This window comes from Halioglobus sp. HI00S01 (assembly GCF_001635445.1).
In the GTDB taxonomy this organism is placed as follows: Bacteria; Pseudomonadota; Gammaproteobacteria; order Pseudomonadales; family Halieaceae; genus Halioglobus; species Halioglobus japonicus.
Map to the genome: position 1 here is coordinate 137,860 of NZ_LWEE01000030.1, position 16,224 is coordinate 154,083.

The 16,224-nt window shown below is 58.0% G+C and carries 18 protein-coding genes; 6 read left to right on the forward strand and 12 right to left on the reverse strand.

The features are described from left to right. The first annotated feature begins 21 nt into the window (after nt 1-21). Nucleotides 22-801, forward strand: coding sequence for a hypothetical protein (locus tag A3709_RS07305; protein WP_066052616.1), 780 nt, complete (start codon nt 22-24; stop codon nt 799-801). A gap of 6 nt (nt 802-807) precedes the next feature. On the opposite strand, the gene A3709_RS07310 is transcribed toward A3709_RS07305, so the two are convergent. Genes A3709_RS07310 through A3709_RS07340 form a run of 7 tightly spaced genes read right to left on the reverse strand, consistent with a single transcriptional unit; the run spans nt 808 to nt 7,321 of the window. Further along, nucleotides 808-1,812 (reverse strand): HupE/UreJ family protein, encoded by a 1,005-nt coding sequence (locus A3709_RS07310; protein ID WP_066052332.1) that lies wholly within the window; start codon nt 1,810-1,812, stop codon nt 808-810. Continuing rightward, the gene (locus tag A3709_RS07315; RefSeq protein ID WP_066052336.1) at nt 1,809-2,741 is read right to left on the reverse strand and encodes a peptidyl-prolyl cis-trans isomerase; all 933 of its coding nucleotides are present in this window, start codon (nt 2,739-2,741) and stop codon (nt 1,809-1,811) included. The genes A3709_RS07310 and A3709_RS07315 overlap by 4 nt, the downstream gene beginning before the upstream one ends. A gap of 19 nt (nt 2,742-2,760) precedes the next feature. Next, nucleotides 2,761-3,318 (reverse strand): nitroreductase, encoded by a 558-nt coding sequence (locus tag A3709_RS07320; RefSeq protein ID WP_066052619.1) that lies wholly within the window; start codon nt 3,316-3,318, stop codon nt 2,761-2,763. Nucleotides 3,319-3,375: 57 nt separating this feature from the next. After that, nucleotides 3,376-4,191: an FkbM family methyltransferase gene (locus A3709_RS07325; RefSeq protein ID WP_082849969.1), complete on the reverse strand. Its 816-nt coding sequence runs from the start codon at nt 4,189-4,191 to the stop codon at nt 3,376-3,378. A gap of 3 nt (nt 4,192-4,194) precedes the next feature. Beyond that, nucleotides 4,195-4,380, reverse strand: coding sequence for a hypothetical protein (locus A3709_RS24465; RefSeq protein ID WP_082849970.1), 186 nt, complete (start codon nt 4,378-4,380; stop codon nt 4,195-4,197). Between the two features lie 2 nt (nt 4,381-4,382). After that, a complete protein-coding gene (glpK, locus tag A3709_RS07335) occupies nt 4,383-5,873 on the reverse strand; it encodes a glycerol kinase GlpK (protein ID WP_066052345.1) in 1,491 nt (496 codons plus the stop codon). 20 nt (nt 5,874-5,893) lie between these two features. Further along, on the reverse strand, nt 5,894-7,321 hold the full coding sequence (locus tag A3709_RS07340; protein ID WP_066052348.1) for an aldehyde dehydrogenase family protein: 1,428 nt from the start codon (nt 7,319-7,321) through the stop codon (nt 5,894-5,896). Nucleotides 7,322-7,456: 135 nt separating this feature from the next. On the opposite strand from A3709_RS07340, the gene A3709_RS07345 reads away from it, so the two are divergent. Continuing rightward, nucleotides 7,457-8,593: an acyl-CoA dehydrogenase family protein gene (locus A3709_RS07345; protein ID WP_066052350.1), complete on the forward strand. Its 1,137-nt coding sequence runs from the start codon at nt 7,457-7,459 to the stop codon at nt 8,591-8,593. Between the two features lie 36 nt (nt 8,594-8,629). Here the strand turns inward: A3709_RS07345 and A3709_RS07350 are convergent, their stop codons facing one another. From A3709_RS07350 to A3709_RS07360, 3 genes are all read right to left on the reverse strand, one after another. Then, complete coding sequence (locus A3709_RS07350; RefSeq protein WP_066052354.1) at nt 8,630-9,004, reverse strand: PilZ domain-containing protein; 375 nt, start codon at nt 9,002-9,004, stop codon at nt 8,630-8,632. Between the two features lie 85 nt (nt 9,005-9,089). After that, the gene (locus tag A3709_RS07355; RefSeq protein ID WP_066052622.1) at nt 9,090-10,061 is read right to left on the reverse strand and encodes an AEC family transporter; all 972 of its coding nucleotides are present in this window, start codon (nt 10,059-10,061) and stop codon (nt 9,090-9,092) included. A 27-nt stretch (nt 10,062-10,088) separates the two neighbouring features. Then, the gene (locus tag A3709_RS07360; RefSeq protein ID WP_066052357.1) at nt 10,089-11,429 is read right to left on the reverse strand and encodes an aspartate aminotransferase family protein; all 1,341 of its coding nucleotides are present in this window, start codon (nt 11,427-11,429) and stop codon (nt 10,089-10,091) included. A gap of 114 nt (nt 11,430-11,543) precedes the next feature. Between A3709_RS07360 and A3709_RS07365 the strand changes: the two genes are divergently transcribed. The 4 genes from A3709_RS07365 (at nt 11,544) to A3709_RS07380 (ending at nt 15,107) form a co-directional block, all read left to right on the forward strand. Further along, nucleotides 11,544-12,467 carry a LysR family transcriptional regulator gene (locus tag A3709_RS07365; RefSeq protein WP_066052360.1) on the forward strand — a complete coding sequence of 308 codons (924 nt, stop codon included), beginning with the start codon at nt 11,544-11,546 and terminating at the stop codon, nt 12,465-12,467. 34 nt (nt 12,468-12,501) lie between these two features. Then, nucleotides 12,502-13,665, forward strand: coding sequence for a tetratricopeptide repeat protein (locus tag A3709_RS07370; protein ID WP_066052363.1), 1,164 nt, complete (start codon nt 12,502-12,504; stop codon nt 13,663-13,665). 69 nt (nt 13,666-13,734) lie between these two features. After that, nucleotides 13,735-14,568: a glutathione-dependent disulfide-bond oxidoreductase gene (yghU, locus tag A3709_RS07375; RefSeq protein WP_066052365.1), complete on the forward strand. Its 834-nt coding sequence runs from the start codon at nt 13,735-13,737 to the stop codon at nt 14,566-14,568. A gap of 14 nt (nt 14,569-14,582) precedes the next feature. After that, nucleotides 14,583-15,107, forward strand: coding sequence for a TIGR02281 family clan AA aspartic protease (locus A3709_RS07380; RefSeq protein ID WP_231871120.1), 525 nt, complete (start codon nt 14,583-14,585; stop codon nt 15,105-15,107). A gap of 41 nt (nt 15,108-15,148) precedes the next feature. Here the strand turns inward: A3709_RS07380 and A3709_RS07385 are convergent, their stop codons facing one another. Together A3709_RS07385 and A3709_RS07390 are read right to left on the reverse strand one after the other, a co-directional pair. Beyond that, entirely contained in the window at nt 15,149-15,676 is a 528-nt protein-coding gene (locus A3709_RS07385; RefSeq protein WP_197484110.1) for a DsrE family protein, read from the reverse strand. 62 nt (nt 15,677-15,738) lie between these two features. Continuing rightward, on the reverse strand, nt 15,739-16,218 hold the full coding sequence (locus tag A3709_RS07390; RefSeq protein ID WP_066052373.1) for a potassium channel family protein: 480 nt from the start codon (nt 16,216-16,218) through the stop codon (nt 15,739-15,741). Nucleotides 16,219-16,224: the final 6 nt, after the last annotated feature.

Genomic DNA, 16,224 nt, shown 5'->3' on the forward strand with positions numbered 1-16,224 from the left:
TATAACCAATTGGATGTCACTATGCGTATTGTTCTGGCCCGCCTAGGTGCTCTGCTGTCTCTGTGTGTACTCGCTGCCTGCGCCAGCACCCCCACCTACAATCCCACCACGTTCAGTGCTGAAATCGATCAGGCCAAAATCACCGCCAACCCGATAAAAACTGTGGTCATTCCCCACGTAAATCTCGGCGCCCCTTCACGCAATTATCTGGAGAAGGAAGCACCTCGGATTGACGGCATGATTGCCGGCTACCTCAAGGAAAACGGTTACAAGGTTATTCCTCAAAGGGAATTCCAGCAGCGCTGGAGTACCGGTGTGCGCGCCTTTGGTAATCCGATTGATCCGACCACAGGCAAGGTCAACATGCGTACCTTTGCCCAGATCATGGAAAGTATCCGTGACGATATGCAGAAAGAGTTCAAACTGGACGCTTTTGTATTTACCGACCTGATGGAGCTGGAGGTCGCCTTTAACATCGGCATGAAACACCTGGCCCGCTGGGACGGTGTCAGCCGCAAACCCGCCCTGCAGGGACCCGGTGACGGCGTTTCAGTAGGCTTCGACTGGAACCAGCTGGCGGCGGTGGCTTCGCTTCAGATCGCGATCTTCGACACCCAACTGCAACGCGTGTACTTCGGTCGCGGCGGGCTGGATGCCACCGAAGCTATCGACACTCGCTCCTCAAGCGGCCGCTTTACCCGTCGCCGCAACATGCTGGAAAACGAGACGCATCTCAACGAAGGCATTCAACTGGCCTTCCACCCACTGATCGAGATGAAAGCCTGGCCGGGAAATCCCTGACAGGCTTCAGGCCAGGGCTTCCAGGCCCCGCTCAATACACCACATCGCCGACAGGCTGCCAAGCACGTACACCGGCACCCAACGCAGACGTTCCTGCCAGGGTGCCAACGGCCTGCGCAGCAGCCACCAGAGTAGCAATACCACCAGAATGAAGGCGATCTGGCCCAACTCAATACCCACATTAAAAAACAGCAGCGCCAGCGGCACGTTGTCCTGTGGCAGCCCTGTTTCGGCCAGCGCGCCGGCAAACCCCATTCCATGAAGGAGTCCAAAGCCACCGGCTAACCACCAGGGGTGACGCCAGAGCAAATCGTTACTGCCCTTGCGGGTGAGCTCTACCGCCAGCACAAAAATGCTCAGGGCAATGGTGAACTCCACCAGTGCCACCGGGTAATCGAAGAAACCCAATGTCACCAGTGACAGCGTAATGCTGTGACCAACCGTGAAAGCCGTAATCGTCCACAACAGGCGCGCCCCGCCACCCACCAGCAATAGCAGTCCAAACACAAACAGCAGGTGGTCGATGCCTCCCCAGATGTGTTCAATGCCGAGCACACTGTAATCCGTGACCACCTCACCCGCACTGGGCTCGGCAGGCACGATAAACTCCGCCTGTTCAGCGTTGAGCACTTCCTGATACTGCCGCCCATCTGCCATGCGCAGCATCACCATCGCTGAAGCCTGATTGGCCCCCAGCCCCGAAACCCCGATAGCATCGCCTACCAATCCGTCTTCGCCGAGATCAGCACAGGTGATCTGGAGGCTGGTGACCTTGCCTGTTCCCTCGACATGAGGCGGGCTGCTCTGGGTGACCGCACAGCTCTCTGGCCACGTCGGTAACAATGGCACATTGCTTGTGGCCTGCACCGGCGTCTTCCACACCAGGTGATACTGGCTGGCGTCAATCTGGTTAATTTTCAGGAGCGACGGAGCAAAGCGATGCGCACTGGCTGCGTTGGTCAATCCCAACCCGACACTCAGCAACACTATGCTGACCAGCAAACGTCTCATCGCAACACCTCGTAGTCCTGGCGCATCCTGGCAATGCTGTCTTCCAGCGCTGTGGCGCGGGCACGCGACTTGAGGTCACGCTCCAAAAGCGGACGTACTTCATCGAGCGTAGCGGCGCGAGCCGGCACAATCTCACTCACGTATACATAGTGCTGGCCGTAAGTGGAACGCACCGGCCCCACCCAGGCATTCGCCTCGGGCTGTGCTTCCAGCAGATTTAACACAAAGGCACTGCCAAAGTGGCGCGCCAACTGATCCGGCGTCTGGCGCACAAAGCGATAGCCAGGCAAAAACGGTGAACTCAACTCCCTGGCCTCAGTGGGCGTGAGCCCAGTGGAATTAATCTGGTCAATCACCGACGCAACATCAGCTTCGCGATCGCGATTGAAGTAAATGTGTTCAACGGTATAGCGAGGGGGACGACGCAACTCTTCCTGCCGTTCGTTGAACTCCACTGCCAGTTCAGCCTCGCTGGGAGCGGCTGGCGGGTTGGCGGCCAACAACAGCTGTTCGACCACCTGAATCATCCGGCGCTTGACCACTTCATCGCCCAGATGAAGGCGCATTTCCAATGCCTGCTCGTAGCGCTCCTGCTCAGTCATCCCCTCTCCCAACCCAAGGAAAAACATATTGCGCAGTAAGCGCTGGTATACCACGGGATCGTAGAGATGCAGCTCGAGTTCAAGAGCGCGCTGGTAGAGCATATCCCGATCGAGCTCGGCGTCGATGAGTTTCGCCATCTGCTCGTCTGAAGGTGGTCGGCCAACCGCCGTAAACCACTGCTCTTTGAGCGCTGCAATCCTGGCCTCAGGCAGAGGGCCGATAGTCGGCAATGGCGCGGGGAACAACCGCCCCTGCAGCCAGAACAGCAAAGTGCCCAGCAATAAAAAATGTACCCAGGGCCGATTCAACCTGGCCAGTAAACGCATATATAACTCCGGGATTAGTTCACCAGTACTGGTTGAACTCCTCAGGATTCATCTCAGGAAGCGGCTTGGGCTTGCCGTCGCGAGTACCGAGATAGACAAAGCCCGTTATCTCTTCATCGGCAGCCAGCCCCAGGCTGGTCATAAACGGGCGATCAAACGCGACATCACCGGTGCGCCAGATGCCGGAATAGCCCAGCGACTCTGCACCGAGGAGCAAACCGTGCGCTGCGCAGGCAGCGGATTGGCGCTGCTCGATATGCGGCACCTTGGGGTGCTCGGAGAGTTTGCAAATCACGACCACCACGACAGGCGCTCGCAACGGTGCATTGCGCGCCTTGGTCTGGGCGCTTTCATCCGCATCCGGGTTGCGGGCCAGCAGCGCCTGCAGCAGCAGCTCACCCAGGGCTTCACGGCGTTCACCGGAGACTGTGAGAAAGCGCCATGGTCGCAGTCTGGCGTGATCTGGGGCGCGTAATGCCGCGGACATCATCTGTGCCAGCTCATCGGCATCAGGCCCAGGCGAGGTTAGCTTAGGAGCAGAATTCCTGCTCGCAAGAAACTTGAGGTGTTCGTTCATCAGCATACCGCGATTATTTTAGCCGCCACATCATAGCAGTAGCGGCAGTGATTTTCTTCAGCCCGCCAGGCCCGGCCCTACCAGGATATTCATGAAGCCTTCATCTTCAGGCACGGCGTCTACATTGTCACACCACTGCGCCAGCTCCTGGGCACTGCTGCCAACCAACCGATGCTCAATGTGATCAATGATCCAGAACGGCGCTTCCAGTGTGGCCAGGCTCTCAATCAGTTCACGACCACTGCTACCACATTGGCGCAGGGAACGCGGCGTGAGCTCTACAATGATCCTGGCGGGCACTGACTGAGCTTGTAACAGCGGTAATAGACCCAGAACAACACCGTGCTCGGAACCCTGGGTATCAATTTTCAACAGGTCGATATTCCCGATGCGTGGCGCCAGATAGTCACTGCCGTTGAGGAGCTCGATCGCCACACTCTGGCGCGAACCCCCGGCATCAAATATCTGGTGATCGCCAAGATTGTTCTCGCTGAGAAACAGGCGCGCCTGGCCGGGCTGCGCCGCGAGTCCGGCCTGCACGGATTCGATGCAGGTGAGACCATTGTCGACGATGCTCGCCTGCAACAGGGCAAAGTTGTCCGGATCTGGCTCAAACGCATACACATGCCCCTCGGCGCCGACCACGGCCGCTGCCAGCAGCGAGAAATAGCCAATGTTCGCGCCCACATCCACAAACACCTGCCCGGGCCGCAGGCACTGTAATACCAGGCTGGACTCGTAAGGTTCCCAGACGGCAGTATCTCGCAATTGCCTCGATACGTGCTGGTCGTGTTCATCGTGGATATAAATTGTCAGTGGCCTGGGCAGCCCCGGTGCAGCAAGATTTACCCGCTGCCTGGTAGAAGTCGTCATGAATTAATGTGCTTTTACTTTATGTTTACCACAACGCGTACAGACATAGCGGGTGACCAGCCTGCCCTGCTTCACGTCGAATTGCTTCGCTACGTCGACCTCCCATTTGTGGTGGCCGTGTCGACACAGCGTCTTGCCCTTGTGCTTTTCTTTGAGGGTAGGTTTGCGAAACGGAATGACGTCAGCCATAACTAGAGCAGGGTGCGCTCCAGCGCCTTGTTCCAGGATACCTGACGCTTGCGACGGGCACCGGTACTCATGGCCACGGAAAATTCGCTCTCCACCTGCCAGATATCGCGAATATCTTTCGGGCTTTGCCACATGCCAACTCCCAGCCCGGCCAGATAGCAGGCGCCGGCGACCGTCGTTTCAATGACCTGGGGGCGAATCAATTTGCGCCCCAGCACATCGGCCTGGGTTTGCATCAGCAGGTTATTGGCAGCAGCGCCGCCGTCAACCCGCAGGGGCTTCATGCGCTTGCCAAGATCGGACTCCATAGCCCGCAAAATATCTGCGTTCTGCAGGGCCATCGCGTCCAGGGTAGCCCGGGCAATATGGCCCCACTGGGTACCGCGGGTCAGTCCCGTCAACGTGCCGCGAGCCTCGGGGGCCCAGTGCGGAGCACCGAGCCCGGTCAACGCAGGGACGAACTCAACGCCGCCGTGATCCGGCACTTCACGGGCCAGCGCTTCTACTGCAGGAGCGTTTTTTATGATCTTTAAGCCATCGCGCAACCACTGCACAGCGGCGCCACAAATGAACGCGCCGCCCTCCAGGGCAAACACCGGCTTACCTTGCTCCCCCAGCTGCCAGGCCACCGTGGTCAACAGGCCTGCATCAGACTGCAAAGGCTCTGAACCGGTATTCATCAAAATGAACGAGCCCGTGCCGAACGTACACTTGGCGTCGCCTGGGGCGAAGCACGCCTGGCCAAACAGCGCCGCCTGCTGGTCGCCAGCCACACCGGTAATCGGGATATCATCGGGTAATCCTGGCACACCCTGGGTTCGGCCCAGTTCAGCACTGGAAGGCGCGATGCGAGGCAATATATCGACCGGCACCTCAAACAAATCGAGCATTTTGCGATCCCAGGCGCAGGTCTTGAGATTCATGAGAGAGGTACGCGACGCGTTGGACACGTCGGTGACATGGCTCTTGCCGCCACTGAGCTGCCAGATCAGGTAACTGTCGACCGTACCAGCTGCCACCCGCCCTGCTCTGCGCAGGCGTGAAATACCGGATGTATTGTTGAGCAGCCAGCGAAATTTGCTGGCCGAAAAGTAAGGATCGAGCACCAGCCCCGTGCGTCGCCGTACATCGCGTTCATGGCCAGCAGATTTCAGCTTTTCACAGAAATCAGTGGTGCGTCGACACTGCCAGACGATAGCGTTGTTCAGTGGGTCTCCGCTCTGGCGATCCCACAGCAGGCTCGTCTCGCGCTGATTGGTAATGCCGATCGCGGCAATATCTGCGGCCTTGCACACTTTCTTGCGCAACACCGCGCGAATGCCCTTGAGTACCGAGCCCCAGATTTCGTCGGGCCGGTGCTCTACCCAACCAGGCTTGGGATAGACCTGCGGGAACTCGTTATTAACACTGGCCCTGACTTTGCCTGCCGAATCCATCAAAGCCACCGTGCTGCCCGTGGTGCCCTGGTCGATCGCCAGAATAAAGTCGGCCATATGTCATCTCCGAGATTCGCTTAGTCGCCGTAGCCCTCTACGGCCTTGATTTCCAGAAAATCGGCAAACCCATGTTCGCCCCATTCCCGCCCGTTGCCGGACTGTTTGTACCCGCCAAAGGGTACGGCATAGCCGCCCCACTGGCCATTGATTTTCACATTGCCGGCGCGGATCCGTGAAGCCACTCGACGCGCATGCTCCAGGTCCTCGCTCTGGACGTAGCCGGCGAGGCCGTACACGGTATCGTTAGCCATCGCGATGGCCTCTTCCTCACTGTCGTAGGGAATCATGGTGAGGACCGGGCCGAAAATTTCTTCGCGCGCGACAACCATCTCGTTGGTCGCCCCGGAGAACACCGTGGGACGTACGTAATAACCTTTCTCTAAGCCCTCTGGCAGACCCGTGCCCCCGGCGACCAGACGAGCACCTTCATCAACTCCCTGCTGAATCAGCCCCTGGATTTTGTCGAACTGCAGCTTGGAAACAACCGGGCCCATTGTGGTGGCAGGGTCTGCAGGGTCACCGACAACCACTGAGGCCGCTGCCCTGGCCGCAATCTGTTCGGCTTCAGCAAGCTTCGCAGCCGGCACGAACATACGCGACGGGGCGTTACAGGACTGCCCGGTGTTGGCAAACATGTGCAGCGCGCCACTGGTCACAGCCGCTTCTAGATCCGCGTCATCAAGCACAATATTGGGGCTCTTCCCTCCCAGTTCCTGGGCGACACGTTTTACGGTTGGCGCAGCGTTCTGGGCGACCGCGACCCCAGCGCGCGTCGACCCTGTAAATGACATCATGTCCACATCCGGATGGACGGAAAGCGCTGTACCAACGCCAGGACCATCGCCGTTCACCATGTTGTATACACCTGCCGGAACACCGGCTTCGTGCATCACTTCACTCCACAGCCACGCCGACAAGGGAGCCACTTCACTGGGCTTGAGCACCATGGTGCAGCCGACGGCCAGGGCCGGAGCGACCTTGCAACCAATCTGGTTTACGGGCCAGTTCCAGGGCGTAATGAGGCCACAAACACCGATAGGCTCCTGAAAAATCCGGGTATTACCCATCTCCTGCTCGAACTCAAACTCGCGCAGCACGCGCAACGCTTCCACCAGATGCCCCAGTCCACAGTCCGCCTGTTCTTCCACTGCAAAGGTATGGGGGGAACCCATCTCCTCGCGAATTGCCACCGCGATATCATCATAGCGTTCGCGGTACACGGCCACACAGGCCTCCAGCAATTCAATCCGCTCCTGGCGCGTTGTACGGCTGTAGCTCTCAAACGCCTCCCTGGCAGCGGCGACGGCGCGATCGACATCGCTCTGCCCGCCGATGGAGATGACGGCGCACGGGGCTTCATTGGCGGGGNTAATCACATCCAGATCATTGGGTATCGCTGGATCAACCCACTGGCCATCGATGTAAAACTGACGGTAGTCGCGCATCTTTGTATCTCATTCTGATGTTGAAAAAGAGCCCAAGTCTAGCAGTGCCCCCGTCCTTGGGTATCACCCCAGAGGGGTGTACAATTCGCGCGGTTTTTAACCAGCTCAAGACAGATCAAACATCCGGAGATCCCCATGGATAATGAAGAATTGACCCTGTTCCGCGACATGGCGCGACGCGCCTATGAACAGGAGATTGAACCCCACTACGAAAGCTGGGAAGAGCAACACCTCGTACCGCGTGAACTCTGGAACACCCTTGGCGCCGCGGGCCTGTTGTGCCCCGATATGCCTGAAGCCTACGGCGGTGCCGGCNCCTCGCCACGGGTCTGCCTGGCCATGATTGAGGAAATGTCACGCATGGGCTTCGGTGGCCTGGCCAGCGGCTACGGAATCCACAGCAATATTGTGGCGCCCTATATCAATCACTTCGGAACCGAAGAACAAAAGCAGCAGTGGCTGCCGAAAATGATTACCGGTGAAGCGGTTGGCGCACTTGCCATGACCGAACCCGGCGCGGGTTCCGACGTGCAGGGTATTCGCACCACGGCGGTTCGCGATGGCGAAGAATGGGTTCTGAACGGCTCGAAAATCTTTATTACCAACGGCATTCACGCCGATCTGGTGATTGTGGCGGCGATTACCGACCCGGGCAAAGGCGCCAAGGGCACATCGCTGTTTCTGGTGGACGCCAGCCTGCCCGGCTTTGAGAAAGGCAACAAGATCGAGAAGATCGGTCAGCACGCCTCCGACACGGCAGAGCTGTTCTTCCAGGATGTACGCCTGCCCGCCTCTGCCCTGCTTGGCGAAGAGAACAAGGGGTTCGTCATTATGATGACGGAACTGCCTCGCGAGCGCCTGGGTATTGCCGCACAGGCAGTGGCGGCCGCCGAGGGCGCCATGGACATCACCGTGGACTACGTGCTGGAACGCAAGGCTTTCGGCCAGACAGTAGCCTCATTCCAGAACACGCGCTTCACCCTGGCTGAAGTCAAAACCGAGATTGCCCTGAACCGGGCGCTGTACGAAAAATGTGCAGACGACTATGCCCGCGGTGAGTTGACTGCGGACGATGCCGCGATGCTGAAATATGCAAACACCGAGATGCAATGCAGCACGATTGACCAGTGTCTGCAATTGTTCGGTGGCTACGGCTACACCGCTGAGTATCCGATTTCGCGCTACTACACCGATGCGCGTATTCAGCGCATTTACGGTGGCACCTCGGAAATCATGCGCGAACTCGTGGCGCGCTCTATTCTGGGTCGATAACGCCATAAAGGAGCGACCAATGGTCGCTCCTCTCATTTATTTGGCGCCCAACTGTTGTACCACCACGCACCACTTCTCCATGTTTTCGCGTGTGGTGTCATTGAGCTCTATCCCCACCCAGTAGCCCGGTTTACCGCGAGCCTCCTGGCACCACTTCGTCTCACCTGCAAGTTCTAGATTGTCCTTCCAGTCCCCCATGGGGACGGCAATATGCAGCACACTGCCCGCCGCTATTTCCTGTGATACCAATAGGCGCAACCCCGCTACCGAGACATCGACGGTCTCACAGCGGATGACGGCGCTTTCAGTCTGACGACGTCCCCCGCCCGCTTCGACCTCGAGGAAAAGTGCCTGTACAACAGGTACTCGTTGATGTTCTCGGCGCTCGGCATAATCAATGGCTTCGGGCATTGCTTCCTCCTGGTAACTGACAGCCGAAAATATAGCCACAGCAAGCCTTAGCCGTCAGCAGAGAACTACAGTTTTCTCCAGTTTTTTAGGACCGGAATTCCCCCACCAGATCGAACATGGCGAGAGCGAACAGGCCCAGGGTCAAAGTCACCACCGACAATACCGTGGTGAGCACCACGATATTCGCTGCCAACGCGGCGTTGCCCCGCGCCGCCGCCACCATGATGTAACCCGACGCCGCAGCGGGTGTGGCGACCAGCAGGAATAACACCCCCAGCGCTTCGCCCCTCACACCCAGGGCAAGCGCCAAAACTACCGTGAGCAATGGCGCCACCAACAGCCGCCAGGCGCAGGCCTCCCAGGCCAGGGCCCCCGAGCCGCGAAGCTCGTCCAGGCGCATGGCTGCGCCGATGCAAAGCAACACCACGGGGAGGAAGAAGGCAGACAACGAGGAGGCACTGGCGTGCACGAACGCAGGGACTGGGAACGGCGACAGCGACAACGCGACCCCGGCGGCGATGCCGATGATTAGTGGGTTACGGGCAATGTCCGTCACCGCACCCCAGACCGAGGCATTACCGCCGAGTGTGAGATTAAGAACAATCACTGCGAGAATATTGTAGAAGGTGGTCATCACTGCAATGGCCAATGCTGCCAGACGCGCGCCCTGATCCCCGTAGGCGGAGACACAGAGTGCGACACCGACAATCGCCAGATTGCTGCGATACGCCCCTTGTACAAAGATGCCCCGCTCCGCAAAGGGGTGGTCGCGCCAGGCGCTGTATAGCCAGGCTGCAGCAACTACCAGTGCAGTGCTGAGCAGCCCCGCAGCCATATAGGCAGTGCCACTCAAGTGGCGAAAATCAACGCCGGCGGCTCCGGCAAACAGCATCAGCGGCAAGCCGAGATTAAAGGACCACCAGGAGATCCAGCCATTCAGCGGCTGGGGAAACCAACCTATACGATTGAGTAGCGCGCCGGCGGCCACCCAGCCAAAGGTGGGCAATGAGACCGCGAGGCACGCAGAGAGGAGTGATGAGGCGTCGTGAAGGTTCAAGCGCCAATTCTGGCGCAAGCCGCTCGCTTACGCCAGTTCGGTCAGGGTATCAGCCAATGCGCTGACCAGGCTGTCGATCTCATCCTTCTCAGTGATGAACGGCAGACCCAGCTGGATGGTGTCGCCACCGTAACGCACATAAAACCCCTTCTCCCACATGCGCATGGCGATCTCATAAGGACGCCGGGCGGGTTCGCCGGGATAGGCCGCGAAGGTCAGGCCGCCGGCAAAGCCGTAGTTGCGGATATCCGTCAGATGCGGCTGCCCCTTGAGTTGATGCAGGGTCTGTTCAAAATATGGCGCCAGTTCGGCCACCCGCTGCGGCAGTTTTTCTTTCTCAAGCACATCCAGTGCGGCCAGGCCGGCGGCGCAGGCCACCGGGTGGGCAGAATAGGTATAGCCGTGTGGGAATTCCAGCATGTACTCAGGGCCGCCCTGGGCCATAAATGTCTGGTAAATCTCGTTGCTGGCAATGACGGCACCCATCGGAATAGCGCCGTTAGTCACCTGCTTGGCCACATTCATGATATCAGGCGTTACGCCAAACGCTTCAGCGCCGGTCATTGCACCCATGCGGCCAAAAGCAGTAATCACTTCATCAAAAATCAGCAGAATGTCATTGGCATCGCAAATGTCGCGCAGGCGCTGCAGGTAACCTGCCGGGGGAGGAATGACCCCCGCAGAGCCCGCCAGTGGTTCGACAATCACCGCCGCGATATTCGAGGCATCATGCAGTGCAATCAACTCATTGAGCTCGTCAGCCAACTGCCAGCCACTACTGGGCATGCCGGGCGTAAATTCATTGCCGGCAATCATGGTGTGCGACAGATGATCAGCGTCTACCGCAGTACCGAAAAGCTTGCGGTTGGCGCCAATGCCGCCCACCGAAATTCCACCGAAGTTCACGCCATGGTAGCCCTTGGCCCGGCCGATCAATTTAGTCTTGGTAGCCTGCCCCTTCAGACGCCAATAGGCCCGGGCCATTTTCAGCGAGGTATCGGCACTCTCAGAGCCAGAGTTAGTAAAGAACACGTAATCGAGTCCTTCCGGCGTCAACTCTTTCAATCGGTTTGCCATGGCAAAGGATTTGGGCTGGCCATATTGAAACGCCGGGGTGTAATCGAGCGTGCGCAACTGCTCGCTGACAGCGTCGGCGATTTCAGGCCGATTGTGGCCCAGACCGCAGGTCCACAGGCCAGACAGACCGTCGAAAATACGCCTACCCTTGTCGTCGAAGTAGTAGGCGCCTTGCGCCCCCACCAGCATGCGGGGATCGTCTTTGAATTGACGGTTACCGGTGTAGGCCATCCAGTGCGCTTCGAGTTCCTCTCGAGTCAGTGGCGGCTGGATATCGGTCATACTGGTCATGGCGTAGGTCTCAACGTAAAAACGCGCAGTTTACGTGCCACTTTAAGTTGCATAAATCATTAACTATAAATATAAAGTTTCAGTATATTGCAACTTTTAGTCAAAGGCGGACTGATGGCGCGAAAAGCACTACTGGGAAACGTCACCGATAACGACCTGCGATTGTTACGTGTATTCAGGGCTGTGGTCAGCTGCGGCGGATTTGCTGCAGCCGAGCTAGAACTCAACATCAACCGCTCCACTATCTCCCGACACATCAAGGATCTGGAAACCCGCCTGGGGGTCACGCTGTGCCGACGCGGCCGTGGCGGATTTTCGCTGACGCCCGAGGGTGAGCAGGTGTATGCAAGCGCCCAGAAAATCATGATTGCGATGGATGAATTCCAGCAGGACGTCAAAGGCCTTCACCAGGCCCTGACGGGGCATCTATCTATCGCCATTTTCGATAAGACTGCGTCCAACCCCGACTGCCACATTCATCGCGCGTTCGCCGCATTCGACAGACGCGCCCCGGAGGTGGAGCCGGAAATCTGCGTTGAGCCCATTAATGCCATTGAACGCGGGGTCATGGAAGGGCGCTACCAACTCGGCATTATCCCCAACCATCGCCCCTCCTCCAGCCTGGATTACTTCAAGCTCTTTGAGGAACAAATGTATCTGTACTGCGCGCGTGAACACCCATTGTTCGAACGCGCCGGCGGCGATCTGTCCGCTGCCGAGGTACGCGCCTGCCGCTATGTGGGCATTGGCTACCATTCACCTAACATGGAGGCCAGCCGCAGTATCGGACTGGAGCGCCACGCCACCGCCCATGACCAGGAAGCGGTAGCGCACCTGGTGTTGTCAGGCCGCTACATTGGTTACTTACCTGAACATTATGCAGACACCTTTGTCGCCAAGGGTGTGATGCGTCCGCTGCTGCCAGACACGTTCCAGTACGTTTGTGAATTCAGTGCAATCGTGCGTCGCTCGCCACCACCGTCACAGGTCGTGCAGGCGCTGCTGGATGCACTGGTCGCGGCGCATCGCGAGGTGTAAGCTCACTCTGTCACGCCTGAGAGGGGGAAGCGCGATGAAGTTGATCACCCGCATGTTGATGCCAATCGGTCTGGGGCTGTTACTGGGCGCCTGTGCCTCTAGCGACGTATCGCACCAGGTATCTACCTCGGTGGCCCCCTATTCCGACTACGCCCTGTTTACCCCCGTGGCAGACATACCCGACACCACCGCCATCCATACCCTCGACGAAAGGCAGCGCACCGAATTCCTAAGCTATTTTCACGACCCGCAACGCGCTGACCTGTCGCGGCATCGCAGAGTTGCGGATTTCATTACCTCCTTTGGCGAAGTGTTTACCTTCTACGACGACACGCTGACCGCCACCAATACGTTCGCCCAACAGCGCGGTAATTGTTTGTCGCTGGCTATTCTCACTACCGCCCTGGCTGAACTGGTCGACGTTGAAGTACAGTTCCAGCAGGTTGAATCGATTCCGGTCTATAGCCTGGAAGGGGCCACCGCGCTCAAACAACAGCATGTCCGTAGTTTTATCTACACCCCCACCACCCGGGCAAAAGTGGGGTCACTAATACTGCGCCCCGCCGGGGTCACCATTGATTATTTCCCGTCGGGCGACGAGGTCTTCGTGGGCAACATCAGCCGCAATCAGTATCTGGCAATGTTCTACAGGAATCTCGCGGCAGAGGCGCTGGTCGAGCAAGAGAATGATCGGAGCTTTGCCCTGCTGCAGCAATCGCTACTACTGGCACCGGAACATCCCGATGGTCTCAACATGATGGGCGTATTACATCGCCGGGTGGGTGACACTTTGCGTGCCGAGAAAATCTACCTTCACGCCATTGCCGGCAACCCGGACAATGTCTCGCTACTGAAAAATTACCAGCTACTGCTGGCAGCCCAGGCCCGGGAACAGGAAGCCGAGCAGTTGGGGCGCCAATTACTGGCCCTCGAGGATCCCAGCCCGGTGAACTGGCTGGCCGCTGGCAACGCTGCATTTGACCAGGGCGACTACCGCCAGGCCAGGGCCCTGTACAAGCGTGCCTCCAGTCTTGCCCCCTATATGCACGACGGCTACTTTGGTCAAGCGCGCTCCTCGTATATGCTGGGAGAGATTGACCAGGCAGAACGCATGCTCTCCAGGGCGCGCGAATACGCAACCGACGACCAGCGACAGCGCTTATACGAAAGAAAGCTGTCAGCGTTGACTTCACACTAGTCTGCCCCCATTGAATACTTTATCGCTGGAGGCAGCGGGCCTTCACGGTTTACTACGCAGGAAAATTACATGACCGAATACGTACCACCCACAGTATGGACGCACGACGCCGAGAGCGGCGGTAAGTTTGCCTCGATCAACCGCCCCATCGCAGGCGCTACCCACGACAAGGAACTGCCCGTGGGTGAACACACTCTGCAGCTTTACTCGCTGGGCACACCCAATGGCCAGAAGGTCACCGTACTGCTGGAAGAATTGCTGGAGAAAGGCATTAGCGAAGCGGAATACGATGCCTGGATTGTGAATATTCTCGAGGGCGGCCAGTTTAGCTCAGGCTTTGTGGCGGCCAATCCCAATTCCAAAATTCCGGCACTGGTCGACCGCAGTGGCGACACTCCGGTGCGCGTATTCGAATCAGGCGCCATCATGGTCTATCTGGCAGAAAAATTCGGCGCGTTTTTGCCGACCGACAGCGCGGCACGCGCCGAGACCATGTCCTGGCTGATGTGGCAGATGGGCGCCACCCCCTTCCTCGGCGGCGGCTTCGGCCACTTTTACGCCTACGCGCCGGCCAAATTCGAATATCCCATCAATCGCTACACCATGGAGGTCAAGCGCCAACTGGACTTGCTAGACCGCAATCTGGCCGAACGTGAATTCATGATTGGCAACGAATACACCCTGGCGGATATGGCGATCCTCCCCTGGTACGGCAAGCTGGTAACAGGCGAGCTATACAGCGCCCAGGAGTTCCTGCAGGTAGAGTCGTACACACATGTTATGCGCTGGGCGAACGCACTCGAAGCGCGCCCAGGTGTTGACCGCGGCATGCGCGTGAATGTGCGCTGGGGCGACGAAGCGCGCCAGGTTCCCGAGCGCCATAGCGCCGCTGACTTCAAGTAAACCCGGACGCAGTCGTGAGCCAACACCCTGGCATTCAAGAGCAAAAACGCATGGGCGCGGGCATGATGATCCTCGCCTGGGTGGTTTTGCTCGGCCTAGGGGTGTTGTTCTTCGGCGATGTACTTGAAAAGCAATTCAATCCCAATCAACGGGTGGACACCCGCATTGGCGAAGGCGGCGCGCGCGAGGTTGTTCTGCAACGCAATCGGTTCGGCCACTACGTCACCAATGGCACGATTAACGGCCAGCCGGTGACATTTATGCTCGATACGGGCGCTACCGGCGTAGCCATTCCCGAGCCAGTTGCCCGACGGCTGGGCATTCCCCGCGGACGTCCTTATCGCACGCAGACCGCTAACGGCATGTCCACCAGCTACGCCGCAACACTGGACAGTGTGGCCGTGGGCGATATCGAATTGCGGGGCGTACAGGCGGGCATTGCCACCGGCCTACAAATGGAAGAAATCCTATTGGGTATGTCTTTCCTGAAGCACATTGAGTTCACCCAGCGCGGCGACACGCTGATTCTGCGTCAATAACCGCTCACTCAATGCGGTGCGTAACAGCGTACGTTCGCAGACTAAAACGGGCTTAATGCATACCCTTGCTGGTGCAACAAGGTGGCGGTGGTACTGCCTGACAGCGCTATCTCCACCCCCTTAATAACATCATCAGCTGACACATCGCGGTAGGCGGCAGACTGGCCGCATAAATAGAACTTCGCGCCCTTCGCCAACAGTGCTTTTACCAGCGGCGCGCTTGGGTTGGTACTACCGAAGGCCTGATCATTGAGAATATCGCGATGCGCTGGCCCTGAAACAATAAAGGCGACATGAATCTTGTCGACCGGCACACCGGCCCAGTACTGCAGATTCATATAGCTGGCTCCGTTATCGAAGCTGCGATTATATTGACCCTCGTCCGCGCCGTGGGTCACGTTAAACATCACCTTCATAGCGGCGCCCGCAGGCAGTCTGGGAGCGTCTACCCGGGCAATGGGACCGTAGCCTTCAATCAGGTCGCCAGCGACAAACTGTTCCGGGCCGGCGACAGCATGCATTCCGAATACCATCAGAGTAAACAGCGTGAATGTGTGTATCGTCGTCACAGGCATTACCTCTTGTAACGGTTTGCAGGTACTCCATCGATCAAGCACCTGGTAGGGAAAGCCTAGGCTTCTTCAACCGCCAATGTGTCTTCGTCGCCACGGAGCATATAGAGAATTTTAGCGACGAAAATACCCATGAACACATAGCCCAGCAGAGCTTCGGCCATGACCCAGATCTTGGCATCGTGGACAGGCCGGAAATCCCCATAGCCCAGGGTCGTCCAGGTGACGACACTGAAATACATGGCGTCCAGCCACTCGGGGCTAATCGTCTGCCCGGTAGCGCTGTCGATAATCCCGAAGGAACGGTAGATCAACGCGAAATAGAAGATGACCAGAATCGCCTGGACCAGAAAAAGGAACAGTTTAAGGCCACGGTTATCGCTGTGGAAAAAGGTGTAGCTGTAATAAAAAGTGGTGAGGCATAGCACCACGATCGAACTCCACAGCGACCATCTGCCGAGCAACGAAATACTCGCGGTCAGGGCAAAGGCCGTCAGCAGCCCTGCCAACAGGACCAGTTCATCGCGATAACGCCTCACACTTTT